This window comes from Natronococcus pandeyae (assembly GCF_008122205.1).
GTDB classification, from domain to species: domain Archaea; phylum Halobacteriota; class Halobacteria; order Halobacteriales; family Natrialbaceae; genus Natronococcus; species Natronococcus pandeyae.
The window spans coordinates 88,631-101,312 of sequence record NZ_PHNJ01000006.1; the positions used below are offsets into that span (position 1 = coordinate 88,631).

Sequence of the window (12,682 nt, forward strand, 5' to 3'; positions counted from 1 at the left end):
CTTCGCGGTTCTCACTCACTTCGTTTGCTCACGGGTCGTTCCTCCCCGTTCGCTTCGCGGTTCTCACTCACTTCGTTTGCTCACGGGTCGTTCCTCCCCGTTCGCTTCGCGGTTCTCACTCACTTCGTTCGTTCCGAACCGCGCACGTTCCGAACCGCGCTCACTCCGACCCGCGCTCCCGTCGTGCGATCGGGTCTGCACTGACGTTCAGTGGCTACTATCACTGCTGAGGATTGCAACAGAGCCGGAATTTCGAATTGTAAGCGGCGTAACTCTACTATCCAGGTCCGAAGGCCGCGATATCGGCTCCCACCGTCGCCAGTGCGTCGGCGGGGTTCGGGTCGCTGTCGGCCAGATGCGTGTACTGGTGTTCCGGAATGCTCGCCAGTGCTGCCGTGACGGCCTCGCTGTACGTCTCGACGCCCGGTTCCGTCGGGTTATTGCCACCCCAGACATCTCGGATGACCGTCATCGAGTCGATGCGCACTTCCAGCCTGCGCGGCTCGTAGCGAGCCAACAGTTCGGAGAGCCCGAGCTGGAGGGCGACGTATTCGGCGGTGTTGTTCCCCGTTCGGGAGCCGACGGGTCGGCCGAGACGGGCGAGTTGGTCCTCCGCAGCATCCACGATGACAGCGCCCGCGCCTGCGGGGCCGGGGTTGCCGCGCGAACTGCCGTCGACGTAGAGGACGAACGCGTCGCTCGTCGGCTCGGGAACGGGTGGTCGGGCGAGTTCCGACTCTAGCAGGCTCTCGAGCGCGCGACGCAACTCGGCCGGAGTGGTTGCGGGATCGAATAGACCGCCGTAGCCGGGGACAGCCTCGTCGATGGCGTCGGTAGCGGCCGCCACCTCGTAGCCGACGCCTGCGAGTACCTCATCGGCGAGCGCGGCGAGCGGCGAGAGGTGTTCGGCCGGGAGGGGGTCGTCGGTCACGCCACTTGCCTCTTCGAGCCTCGGTTCCAGGCTCTTCCCCTCTCGCTCTCGGACGATCCCGTTGGCTGGTCGCACCACTGCATATCGGTCCTCGGAGGTCAAGCGGGATAATCTCTTCAGGTGGCCCGGTGGCAGGCTGCGTTGAATCAGCCGACCTCTCATGATATAAGATTATTGATATAAGCGGCGCGCTGGATACAGAGCGCAAATCCATCACGGTGACGAGTGCAGACGGAGACAGGTGGACTGGTAGATACAGATGAACCAGCAACGAGAAGGATTCTACTTCCTCTGATACCTACTAAGAAAGCCGAAGACGCGCCTTGGCTCACTTTTTTCGAGAGTACTACACCATGCCCAATGATCGCGGAGGGCTAATCTATTGGGAAACCAAGATAACCCCAATAACTGCGAACACTATCCCGGCAAATCTCGTTATCGTAACTTCGTCTCCGAGGACGACCATACCGATGAGAGCTGCGACGACGAAGTACATCGCACCGAGAGTAGAAACGACGGTTGTCGACCCTCCGGAAAGGCCGATGTACATCGAAATCAGGCCTATTCCGGTGAACAATCCGGCCACGCCAGCGAGCAGTCCGCCTCTCGCAGTAATGGCAAGCGATGCGTCTGAAACGAGGATGTATCCGAGTGCAAGGGGTGCCGCAACGAGATAGGAGATCGCGGCGGCCGTCCTCGGGTCGATAGACTCCGACGCAGCGTTGCCCAGGACTACCCAGATTCCCCAGGTTACCATTGTAATCGAACCAAAGAACACAGCCGAATCTATCTCAGGGAAACCCATTATGATGATTCAACGTACTGGTTGAATAGCGACGCCCAGAGACGCTCGAAGTGACTGACATAGAACGGTGGGGTGTCCACGGCGGGGAGGTAGAATTTTGGTTCAGTGTCGCTGCCTCGGTTATCGGCACGGTATCTCTGTGGCATACATAATGCATACCGACCGTGCCCGGATTGGTCTCTCTCTTAATCGAATAATCCATTTATATCGGGTCTAGAAGAATGCATGCCTGACCGCTTTCGCAGGTTGCTCGGTGGATGCAGCGAGGACGACGAGGGCAAGCAACAAGGATGATTAGCGCCCAGAGAACGCCACCAGAGATTTTCGATGCGCGTTCGCCCTCGTTCTGAGCAGTGTACCACCAACTCCGCCGGACCGCTCTCTTCTGTTGTCCCCCAGCAGCCTCCGTTTCACTGACCCAGAGAACAGCGCCCGACTGCTGAACGCAGACTCTGTATGTAACGTTTCGCTGACTCCGATTCGGAACGCACCGTCGATGCTTTCTGTATCCTCTGTATGCAGCAAACCGGTTCTGATAGTTGCGAAGGGGTTCACCAGATATACATGCTCATATATTAAGGACACCTACCCTATAGAAAAGTGACCGATATTAAAGCAGTCGTCCGAATCGAGCACCCAGATATAGTGCTCACGAAGACAGTCACTCACGACCAGAGTGCGAAAGTCAAGTCGGTGTTAGAGGCAGGAACTGACCCTACGTCGGGGAAATTCTTCTATCGCATACAGTCATCTGATTTCCACCAGTTCGAAGACGGATTGCGGAACGATCACACCATTGGCGAGTTTGAACGAGTTATTGAAACCAGAGACGAGAAGGCGGTCTATAGCTTCGAGTATACAGACGAAGCGAAGATCGTCTCGCCAATCATTTCGAACGCGAATGGTGTCATACTCGATATGAAGAACGACGGAAACGGCTGGATTCTAACAGTATGGATGCCCGACCGGACGAATCTGGCTCCTCTATGGGACTATGCAGAACAGAACGACATTGATATCGATTTACTGCGCGTGAACGAATATGCTAGTTTAGGAAATACGGACGCAGGGTTGACCGATAGCCAACGAGAGGCACTCCTCGTCGCACTCGACACAGGGTATTTCGAAGACCCACGGAACGCAACTCTCAGCGAAGTCGCCGCTAATCTGGATATCTCTCAACCTGCAGCCAGTGGCCTCCTTCGGCGTGGGACCAAACGACTCATCATTTCTTCCCTGATGGATGACAGTGAGAAGCCAGATTGATGACGGCTACTCGGTGCAGTGGCGACGATATCACCCCGAGGGCACGATGTGTCTTCGTCAGCTTCCTGGGAGTGAGTGTCGTGATCGAAACGCGCTCTCTATTCAGCACTGTCTGACTGCTTCCTATAGAATCTGTCAAAAACAGTCTGCTGAATAGAGAGGATTAGTGCAGCACGGCGACTTCGCTTGTTTCAGCCGAAACCGGCGCACCGTCCGCTCACTACCCGTGCATACTGAACACTATATTCTTCTCCAAATAGGTCAAATTCACATACCTAAAGTTATACCATTATTTATGGCAGGTGCCCTCTTGCTTGGCGTGTTCCTCACAATACTTGGGCTCTCTATGATGGTGAAGTCTGAATGGGTTGGATTCATAAACAAAAAGAGGATATCATGGTTTTCTAATCAGGATGTAGAAAACATAGAGCTATCTGAAGCGTGGTATGCATCCCGCCAAGCAGCAGGCCTCATGATAGCGTTGACTGGTCTCATTATTCTCGGAGCCGCTGTATAACTGCCTGTTCTCCGAAAACAAGCCGGAAGTGATGGAAAGTATGTGTGTGACCTGACTGACCGACTACTCCCCTCACAGATCGGTTCTCAGCCTATACCACATTCGCGCTCTGTATCTCACACGCCCAATTCAACCTGTCCAGAGACAGGTAGTAACGGCGTACAAGATACAGAGTGTGGATGCATTACCAGTCTCCGCGCGAGCAAAGCGAGCGCGGTTCCCGGACGGCGAGACCGAAGGCCGAGCCGTCCGCCTTTTTCATCGAAGTTTTTGCGCCGAGAGGTTCGCCACAGGCGAACCCGAGGCGGAAAAAGTTCGCGCCCTGTATTCAGCACGACTCCTGGAACCTATCACCGACAAGGGGTTCAACGGAATTATCGGAGTTTTCGTTAGTCAAGCGTGTAGAGATCGAACGTCTCGAGCGCGTAGAGGAACGAAACCGGCGGCGCGAGGATACCCACGACGAGGACGGTCCAGGCGGCGACGGTGAGCTGGCCGGCGGTAACCGTGAGTTCGGGCGTGGGCGCCCAGGCGGCGGTCGCGACGAGTACCGACGCGATCGGTTCGGCTGCGTCGGTGTAGAGCACGGCTGCGGCGGCCGCTGGGAGGATGATCGCGAGCGAGTAAACGAGGAACGCGGTCTTGCTCGGCACGACGGCCTCGCGGTTGTTCGTGACGTTGACGCTGCCGAAGCGGGGAAACGCCGTTCCGACGCCGGTCGCGAGCGCGGGCGTTACGACGGTGCCGACGACCGTGGCCGCGACCAACGTCGCGGTGTGCTCGAGCGAGAGCGGACTGACGAGGCCGAGCCCGAGCGAGACGAGAAGCCCGACCGGCGCCGCGACGAGCGCGCCGGCGACCACGAGTCCGGCGATCGCCTGGCGACCCGAGAGCGTCGAGGTGACGACCGCGGGCAGCGCCCGTCCGAGATCGCCGAGCGGGTTGAGCGTGAACAGAGCGCCGGCCGCCCAGACGACGTACAGCGAGAGGAGGACGGCGACGTACGACGGTACCGTCCCGCTCTGGACGATCACCTGGACGAACCCGATGGCGCCGAACAGCGGGTAGGCAACGTACACCAGCCGGATCGGGGCTCGCCTGGTCCGGCGGATCGCGGTGATCGTCACCGTTCGAACCGGCCGACCGAGTCCGCGAGCGAGCGCGCCGGCGAGGCGACCCGAGGAATCCGTCGCCGACGACGCCTCCTCGTCGTCGAACCGTGCCGGATCGGCAAACCAGTGGACCCTCGCGGAAGCGATCGCGACGGCGAACGCGAGCGCCCCGACGAGTGCCGTGCCGACGACCGCGCCGAGGATCGCAGTGTTCGAGGCCGGGACGTTCGGAACACCGGCTAGCAGGAGGTGGCCGATCCAGCCGAGCGGACTGTCCTGGAGGGTGACGAATAGCTCGCTGATAACGAGATCGAACTGGCCGCTCGCGAGCGCCCCGAAGTAGGCGCCCCAGAAGCCGACGAAGATCACCCACCGGTAGCGGGCGATCGGCTCGTAGACGGTGACCAGGTGTCGAACCCAGATACCGAGCACGAAGCCGAGCGGAACGGCGGTGAGGAGCGCGAGCACGACGACGAGTACGGCGGCGAAAACCGGCGCGACCGTGCCGGCACCGACGGCGAACGCGCTCGAGAGCAGCATCGCCGGCGGGAGCAGCCAGGCGCCGAACAGTAGCAGTTCGGCGAGGACGACGCCGACGGTGACGTTTCGGACCGACGTCGAAACGAGCAGGAAGGCCGACTCGTCGGGGTCGGTCGCCGCGGTAAACGCCCGTATCGCGGCCATCCCGACCAGCGCGAGCCAGCCGACTGCGGCGCCGCCGGAGGCGATCTCCGTCGCGACCGCCGTCGTCTCCGCCGTCGCCGACGCCGCGAAGTGCTCGCCGAGCGAGGGGAGCAGATAGCCGCCGGCGGCCGCGATCGACCCGGAGACGAACAGCGCGAACAGCGCCAGCAACAGCAGTTTCGTCCGATCGGCAGTCACCGAGCGGACCGTCCGTCGAAACTCCGTCCTGGCGACGGCGAGGGGGACGGACGTCATCGTCTCCTCCCGTCGACGAATCGATGACGGCGTACCGTTATGGGAACCATGATCGATAGCCCGTCCCGGATCCAATAAACGGTTTGGATGCTGTCATGCGCTCGAGCCAGCGTCTCGCTGCTCCGGACCGTTCTCACTCGGGGACGCGAGCGCGTCGAGAGTGGCCACTTCGCCGTCTCCGACCGGTTACCCGGCCGATATGTCGTGGTTTTACGTGGTGAGTGGCGAAACGAGACGGCTATGAGTCCCGCCGATGTCCCCGCCATCGAAACCGACGACCTCACGAAACAGTACGGGGAGACGACGGCCGTCTCAGGGGCGACGATGACGGTCGACCGTGGGACCGTTTACGGATTTCTCGGTCCAAACGGTGCAGGCAAGACGACGACGATGCGGATGCTGACGACGCTCACCCGGCCGACGTCGGGGACGGCGCGCGTCGCCGGCTACCCGATCACCGATCGGGAGGCCGTGACGCCACACATCGGCTACCTGCCGGAAGAGCCGCCGATCTACGACGAACTCACCGGCCGCGAACAGCTCGAGTACGCCGCCGGACTCCGGGACCTGACCGAAGACGACGCCGCAGAACGGATCGAGTCGCTGCTCGAGCGGTTCGATCTGCTCGCCGACGCCGACCGTCGCATCGAGGGCTACTCGAAGGGAATGCGCCAGAAGGTCGGCGTCATCCAGGCTGTGCTCCACGAACCGGTCGTCGCCTTCCTCGACGAACCCACGAGCGGGCTGGATCCGCGCGCCGCCCGGACGATGCGGGAGACGATCGCCGACCTCGCCGACCGCGAGATGACGATCTTCCTCTCGACGCACATCCTCCCCGTCGTCGACGAACTGGCCGACGAGATCGGCGTGATCCACGACGGCAAACTGGTCGCACAGGGCGACCCCGAGACGCTCAAATCCCGCGCGGAGACGGGTGAGACGCGCAGTCTCGAGGAGGCGTTCCTCGAGATTACACAGGACAGTCCGGCCGACGGCCACGCCGCGGGGTCGCCGGCAGAGTGAGCGGCGCTCCGGACGGCTCCGCGAGAGCCGCCGGGACGGCGAGTCGCGTGTTGGCGAACCTATATGTAGATATAGAGTTATATTCGAAAGGATGCGTCCATCCCTCCGGACGATCGGACTCGCGGCCGCCGGCGGACTCGCGAACGTTGCCGTCGTCCTCGCGCTGTACGCCCGCGCCGGCTACCCCACGCTCGAGTCGACCGTCGATGTCGCCGGCCTCGTGATCCCCGTCTTCGCGGTCGGGTTCGTTCCGCTCCTCGTCTCAGCACATACGCGTCTGCTCTCCCCGGCCGTGGGCTTTCTCGTCGCGCTGGTCGGAACGACGTACGTCGAACTCACTACGCCGATGCCCGAGTGGGGCGAACTGGGTGGGTACGTGGTCGTCGACGGACCGACGCACGTCGCCAGCTACGCGAACACGTGGTACGTCTGGCTCTCGCTCGCGCTGGTCGCGGGCCTCCTCGAGTTCGCGATCCGCCGCGGCTACGACGTCGCCGACCGACGGCTCCGGAACCTTCCGCCGTTACCACTCTCGCGTGCGACGCTCGCGGGAACCGTCGCCGGGTTCGCTGGACTCGTCGGCGTCGCGACCGCGCTGCTGGTGGTTCGAGCCGGGATCAGGCCATCTCTCGCCACACTGGTCGTCTTCGCCGTCGCCGCCGCCGTTACGGCAGTCCCGATCTGGGCGGTGCTCGCCAGGGGACTGCTCTTCCCGGCCGCTCTGTTCGCCGTCGTCGTTCCCTACTTCCTGATCGTCGAGGTGTTCGTCGCGACCGAGAGCCCCGTCCACCTGCTGCTGTTCGGCCCGTACGCCGTCGTTCTCGCGCTCGTCGGAGCGCTCGAGGCGGCGCTCCGAGCACGACTTCGGGGGTGGAACGGCGGTCGGTTCGTCGGCCAGCACCGGCGATGAGCGGGGTCCATCGATCCATCGTTGGAACCCGAACCCCGAGTGCGCCATCCGAAACGTCCGGAGTTGCTGGTTCTACAGGCGGCGCAGACGTCCGGCTGCGAGGGTGCCGGTGAACGCGATTCCAGCGGTGGAAGCGATCGCGGCTGCGCCGAGCGGTCCCAGTCCAGTCACGAGCAGTTGGTCGACGGTGAGACGGACGTAGCCGAGCCAGGGGATCCGGAACGACGCTTTCCCCAGTACCCACTCCGGTTTGACGACGTCGTTCTCCGGAGTCGACAGGCCGCCAGCCTGGTCGTAAAGGGGATTCGCGTCACCCTTGGTGATGAAGCCGTCGTGGGGCGCCGGACAGTTCTCGATTTCGGCGCAGGAGCCTCCACCGACGTACTCCTCGTTCGCCTTCGTGTCGACCCAGTTTTCGCCAGCTTCGACCCAGAAGTGTGCGCGGTGGATTATCGGCGTCCGAGAGTCGTCGCCGTCGGGTGCAAAGACGACGACGTCGCCGTCGTTCCCGAACTTCTCGTGATCCTGACTGTCCTCGAGCGCCACGACACCGGTCTCCCCGGCGGGATCGTCACCGACGAAGCGATCGTCCGCAGTGATGACGACGAGATCACCGACCTGCATATTCGGTTCCATACTGCCGCTCTCGACGGCGACCAGCGGCGGCCAGACGCCACTGAACCCGAAGAGAAGCAGTCCGACGAGCACGACGATAGCGACGCTGCTCAGAACGTCACGCACGAGAGTCCATTCGTCGGGGTCAGAGACCTGGCGTCCGGATCCGTCGTCCTCGGCCGACTCGCGGTACGTGACGCTGGAGCCGCCAGTGTTCTCCCGTCTCTCCGCATCGGGGCCCGACTCGCTCACTTGCTGCGGTACGTTCTTTCAGGTAATTAAAACTCTTCTCTATCTCAGCGTCCGATCTCGCGAGACTCGATTCCGGCAGACACCCCCTCAGTAGAGCCACACGCGATGACGAACTCCGACATCCCTAAGCGCCCGGACTTGCTGGTTCGGATATGGAGTATCACGAGGCGGCGGACTTCTTATTCGGTCTGCGGCGCTTCCGGCCGAAGCCGGGAACGACGTCGACGGCGCAGTTACTCGCCCACCTCGAGGACCCACAGGAGGGCGTCGAATTCGTGCAGATCGCCGGTTCGAACGGGAAGGGAAGCACGGCGCGGATGCTCGAGCGCACGCTTCGGGAGGCGGGCCTCTCGGTCGGACTCTACACCTCGCCGCACCTCGAGGACCTGCGTGAGCGGATTCGCGTCGACGGCCGCAAGATCCCCCGGTCCGCGGTCCGCTCGTTCGTCGAGGAGGCCCGCGAGTACGTCACCGACCGGGGCGCCGACGGCGAGTCACCGACCTTCTTCGAGGTGATGACCGCGATGGCGATCTGGCAGTTCGATCGCGCGGACGTCGACGTGGCCGTCCTCGAGGTCGGCATCGGCGGCCGCTACGACGCCACCAGCGTCGTCGATCCGGTCGCGAGCGCGGTCACGAGCGTGACCTTGGAGCACACCGGCATCCTTGGCGACACCGAGGCAGAGATCGCCCGCGACAAGGCCCACGTCGCTCCCGCCGACGCCCCGCTCGTCACCGGCGTAAAAGGCGAGCCACTCGAGGGGATCCGCGAGGTCGCCGGCGAGGTCGTCACCGTCGGAACGGCCGTCGCTGGTGCGGCGATCGACGAGGAGACGCCGAACGTCCGGGTCGCCTACGGCGGCCGGACGAACCACACCGAGGCCGCCGTCTCGATCGACGCTGGCGACGGTGCACTCGAGACGCGGATTCCCTTGCTCGGCAGTCACCAGGCCGAGAACGCGGGGATCGCCGCGACGCTCGCCCGGCAGGTGGCGGACGTTTCGGACGACGACATCGCGCGCGGTCTTCGGAACGCCCACTGGCCGGGCCGCTTCGAGGTGATCGACACCGAGCCGCTGGTGATCTTAGACGGGGCGCACAACCCCGGCGCCTGCGAGCAGCTGGCGGAGACGCTCGGCACCTACGAGTACGACGACCTGCACCTCGTCGTCGGGGCGATGCACGACAAGGACCACGGCGAGATGGCCGCGGCGCTGCCGACCCCCGACACCGTCGTCGCGACCGAGCCGGACCTCGACCGCGCCGAGGACCCCGACGTCCTCGCGGAAGTGTTCGAGCGAACGGGAGACGGCACCGACGTTCGGAGCTCCCCATCCGTCCAGGACGCCCTCTCGAGCGCGCTCACGACGAGCGACGAAACCGACTGCGTGCTCGTCACCGGCTCGCTGTTCGCGGTCGCGGAGGCGCGCTCGCGGTGGACGAACGCGGGGATCCCGAAACGGATTCGCGACCTCGACGACGCCCGTGAGGCGCTCGAAGGGGCAACCGCGACCGCGGCCGACGTCGATCGAACGTCGGGGTCGGCGGTCCACCGCGTCGTGAAGACGAATCTGCGTCACCGCCAGGCGACCGCCCTGCGGGAGGAACTGCTCCGCGTCGACGGTGAGTGTACCCTCTCCGGACTCGAGCGCGGCGACGAGGCGGTCGACGCCGTCCTGATGGGGACGCTCGCGCAGTTCGAGCGACTCGTCGACCGGCTCGAGGGGCGATCCGACGGGCTGTCGGAGGTCGCACGAGAGCTGCGAGAGCGCCTCGAACTCGAGGCGGGCGGCTCGCCGAGGCCTGCGGTCGGGTCCGAATCGAGCGCCAGTTCGCGGTACCCCTGGACCGACCGAACGGCCGTTATGGGGATCCTGAACGTCACGCCGGACAGCTTTCACGACGGCGGCGAATACGACGCGCTCGAAGACGCCCTCACCCGCGCCGAGGCGATGGTCGAGGCCGACGTGGACGTCATCGACGTCGGCGGTGAGTCCACACGGCCGGGCGCCGACCCCGTCCCGACCCAGGAGGAGATCGACCGCGTCGTCCCCGTGATCGAGCGGATCGCCGACCTCGACGTCCACGTCTCGATCGACACGCGAAAGGCCGCCGTCGCCGACGCGGCGCTCGAGGCCGGTGCGGATATTATCAACGACGTCTCGGGACTCGAGGACCCCGAGATGCGCTTCGTCGCGGCGGCACACGACGCGGCGCTGGTCGTGATGCACAGCATCGACGCGCCCGTCGTCCCGGATCGCGACGTCGAGTACGACGACGTCGTCGAGGACGTCATCGACCAGCTTCAGGAGCGAATCCTGCTGGCCGAGAAGGCCGGTCTCGACCGGGAGGACATCGTCGTCGATCCCGGCGTCGGCTTTGGCAAGTCGGCTCGCGAGAGCTTCGAACTACTCGACCGAATCGACGAGTTCCGGGCGCTCGGCTGCCCAATCCTCTTCGGCCACTCGCACAAGTCGATGTTCGATCACGTCGGCCGCGACGCCGGCGAGCGTCTCGAGGCGACCGTCGCGGCGAGCGCGCTCGCGGCGGATCGCGGGGCGGATCTCGTCCGGGTCCACGACGTCCCTGAAAACGTCGCTGCGGTGCGAACGGCGCTCGCAGCGCGCGATCCGGACGCGTTCGAGTGGTAAGACGCGGCTCGATCACCGTCGCACCTGCCGGTCCAACCTTCAACTGTTCCGAAAGCATACTGATCGTGAGTGCGACGTACCCGGTGACAGATATATGACAGATGAACACGAACACGATCTGCAGTCGACCGTCGAGGCAGAGGGACTGGAAGAACTCGCGGACGACCCGATGAATACAGCGGTGTCGGTCGCGACCGACAGCGCCCGCGATGGCAAACTCGCCGTGCTCGGTGGCGGGCTCTTGTTGCTGTCGACGCTTCGCTCGCTGGCTCGCGGCCAGCTTCGAGCGCTGCCGAAGGCCGCCGCCGGCGCCGGACTGCTCAGGCTCGGACTCCGCCAGCGGGCCTCGAGCGAGGAGACGACCTTCGAGCCGAGTACGGACGAGATCGACGGCGAAACCGACGGGAAAGAAACCTCGGACGAAGCCCACGCGGCAGCCGAGCGTCCGGACTCCGGACAGGAGTCACAGATCGGCGGGAGCGGCGAGGTCTCGGAGTCGGCACAGCTCGGAGAGGAAGGTGACACGGGATCACAGATCGAATTCACGGACGATCCGGAAGAATCGGAGCCGCGGTCGAAACCCAGCGCCGAGAAGGAGGACGACGACCCCCGACGCAACACCGACGACGACACGACGGAAATCGACGTCTCGGACACGGCGATGGCCGAGGAAACGGCCGAGGCCACGGGTCCAGACCCCGAACAGGCCCAGCCGACCCAGACCGACTCGACGGAGCCCGAAGAGACCCCGGAGGAGGACGCGTCGGATATGAAGGTCGAGCCGGACGAAGATGAGGGCGAGGACGAGGACGTCGAAGCCGGTGTCGACGACGAGACGGACGCGGAAACGGACGACGAGGATAATACGTAGTCGGCGCCCCGGAGCGCCCGGACCTCGTTTCGCGATTCGAACGGGATGAGAGACCCGCTGGGACTGATCAGGCGCGGACTCGAGCGACCGGCGAAGATCCCGCGGTACCTGTGGGGACTGCTCGTCCCCTCGTCGCGGTGGGGTCCGGAGTGGCGACGGCGAGACGGCGTCGTGCTGTTCGAACCCGGCGGCTACGCCGCGAGTCCTCGAACCAGAGCCGAGTTTGCGTCGAACCTCCACCACGAGGTGGCCGGGCTGTGGGCGATTCTGGACGACCACCTCGAGACCGACGAGCGGCCCGAAACCTCGCTCGAGGTCGGCTGCGGCTACGGTCGCCTCTCGCCGTGGATCGCGATGCGTGCCGAGTCGTATTACGGCGTCGATCCGGACGAACGCGCGCTCGAGATCGCGGCGACGCAGTATCCGAACCTCACCTTCGTTCGCGGCCGTGCGTCGTCGCTGCCGGTTCCCGACGACGCGCTCGATCTGGCCGTCACCTGGACCGTCCTCCAGCACGTCGACGATGCGCGGATCGACGCTGCAGTCGCTGAACTCCGCCGCGCGCTCGCGCCCGGCGGGCTGGTCGTTTGCTGTGAACGCGTCCGTCCGCCCGGCGACGATCACATCTGGCCGCGCTCGGTCGGGACCTACGCGCGACTGCTCGAGCCGCTCGAGCTTCGCGGGGAGTACGAGCGGCCCGTCGAACCGACGTGGGCGGAGGCGATGCCGACCGACCGGCCGGCAGAGCGCGTACTGGTGTTTCGAGCGCCGTAATCCGGCCGCTGCAGCC

At 64.2% G+C, this 12,682-nt stretch carries 11 protein-coding genes; 7 read left to right on the forward strand and 4 right to left on the reverse strand.

The window, feature by feature from the left end:
* Nucleotides 1-277 precede the first annotated feature (277 nt).
* Both CV102_RS12875 and CV102_RS12880 read right to left on the reverse strand, forming a co-directional pair.
* Nucleotides 278-931, reverse strand: a complete 654-nt coding sequence (locus tag CV102_RS12875) for a ribonuclease HI family protein (RefSeq protein ID WP_148858589.1) — start codon at nt 929-931, stop codon at nt 278-280.
* Between the two features lie 379 nt (nt 932-1,310).
* Nucleotides 1,311-1,736: an EamA family transporter gene (locus CV102_RS12880; RefSeq protein ID WP_148858421.1), complete on the reverse strand. Its 426-nt coding sequence runs from the start codon at nt 1,734-1,736 to the stop codon at nt 1,311-1,313.
* Between the two features lie 600 nt (nt 1,737-2,336).
* On the opposite strand from CV102_RS12880, the gene CV102_RS12885 reads away from it, so the two are divergent.
* Both CV102_RS12885 and CV102_RS12890 read left to right on the forward strand, forming a co-directional pair.
* A complete protein-coding gene (locus tag CV102_RS12885; protein WP_148858422.1) occupies nt 2,337-3,002 on the forward strand; it encodes a helix-turn-helix domain-containing protein in 666 nt (221 codons plus the stop codon).
* Between the two features lie 295 nt (nt 3,003-3,297).
* Nucleotides 3,298-3,519, forward strand: a complete 222-nt coding sequence (locus CV102_RS12890; protein ID WP_148858423.1) for a hypothetical protein — start codon at nt 3,298-3,300, stop codon at nt 3,517-3,519.
* A 389-nt stretch (nt 3,520-3,908) separates the two neighbouring features.
* On the opposite strand, the gene CV102_RS12895 is transcribed toward CV102_RS12890, so the two are convergent.
* Nucleotides 3,909-5,570 carry a hypothetical protein gene (locus CV102_RS12895; RefSeq protein ID WP_148858424.1) on the reverse strand — a complete coding sequence of 554 codons (1,662 nt, stop codon included), beginning with the start codon at nt 5,568-5,570 and terminating at the stop codon, nt 3,909-3,911.
* 240 nt (nt 5,571-5,810) lie between these two features.
* On the opposite strand from CV102_RS12895, the gene CV102_RS12900 reads away from it, so the two are divergent.
* Both CV102_RS12900 and CV102_RS12905 read left to right on the forward strand, forming a co-directional pair.
* Nucleotides 5,811-6,593 (forward strand): ABC transporter ATP-binding protein, encoded by a 783-nt coding sequence (locus CV102_RS12900; RefSeq protein ID WP_148858425.1) that lies wholly within the window; start codon nt 5,811-5,813, stop codon nt 6,591-6,593.
* A gap of 91 nt (nt 6,594-6,684) precedes the next feature.
* Nucleotides 6,685-7,503, forward strand: coding sequence for a hypothetical protein (locus CV102_RS12905; RefSeq protein ID WP_148858426.1), 819 nt, complete (start codon nt 6,685-6,687; stop codon nt 7,501-7,503).
* A 72-nt stretch (nt 7,504-7,575) separates the two neighbouring features.
* On the opposite strand, the gene CV102_RS12910 is transcribed toward CV102_RS12905, so the two are convergent.
* Nucleotides 7,576-8,370: a S26 family signal peptidase gene (locus CV102_RS12910; protein WP_148858427.1), complete on the reverse strand. Its 795-nt coding sequence runs from the start codon at nt 8,368-8,370 to the stop codon at nt 7,576-7,578.
* A 152-nt stretch (nt 8,371-8,522) separates the two neighbouring features.
* Here CV102_RS12910 and folP point away from each other — a divergent pair, with 152 nt between their 5' ends.
* From folP to CV102_RS12925, 3 genes are all read left to right on the forward strand, one after another.
* The gene (folP, locus tag CV102_RS12915) at nt 8,523-11,021 is read left to right on the forward strand and encodes a dihydropteroate synthase (protein ID WP_148858428.1); all 2,499 of its coding nucleotides are present in this window, start codon (nt 8,523-8,525) and stop codon (nt 11,019-11,021) included.
* A gap of 94 nt (nt 11,022-11,115) precedes the next feature.
* A complete protein-coding gene (locus CV102_RS12920; protein ID WP_148858429.1) occupies nt 11,116-11,892 on the forward strand; it encodes a hypothetical protein in 777 nt (258 codons plus the stop codon).
* Between the two features lie 45 nt (nt 11,893-11,937).
* Entirely contained in the window at nt 11,938-12,666 is a 729-nt protein-coding gene (locus CV102_RS12925) for a class I SAM-dependent methyltransferase (RefSeq protein ID WP_148858430.1), read from the forward strand.
* Nucleotides 12,667-12,682: the final 16 nt, after the last annotated feature.

Excerpts from the sequence above, each read along its gene's own strand:
- CV102_RS12880 (WP_148858421.1), bottom strand. The coding sequence starts at position 1,736 with ATGGGTTTCCCTGAGATAGATTCGGCTGTGTTCTTTGGTTCGATTACA.
- CV102_RS12890 (WP_148858423.1), top strand. The coding sequence starts at position 3,298 with ATGGCAGGTGCCCTCTTGCTTGGCGTGTTCCTCACAATACTTGGGCTC.
- CV102_RS12895 (WP_148858424.1), bottom strand. The coding sequence starts at position 5,570 with ATGACGTCCGTCCCCCTCGCCGTCGCCAGGACGGAGTTTCGACGGACG.
- CV102_RS12900 (WP_148858425.1), top strand. The coding sequence starts at position 5,811 with ATGAGTCCCGCCGATGTCCCCGCCATCGAAACCGACGACCTCACGAAA.
- CV102_RS12905 (WP_148858426.1), top strand. The coding sequence starts at position 6,685 with ATGCGTCCATCCCTCCGGACGATCGGACTCGCGGCCGCCGGCGGACTC.
- folP (WP_148858428.1), top strand. The coding sequence starts at position 8,523 with ATGGAGTATCACGAGGCGGCGGACTTCTTATTCGGTCTGCGGCGCTTC.
- CV102_RS12920 (WP_148858429.1), top strand. The coding sequence starts at position 11,116 with ATGACAGATGAACACGAACACGATCTGCAGTCGACCGTCGAGGCAGAG.
- CV102_RS12925 (WP_148858430.1), top strand. The coding sequence starts at position 11,938 with ATGAGAGACCCGCTGGGACTGATCAGGCGCGGACTCGAGCGACCGGCG.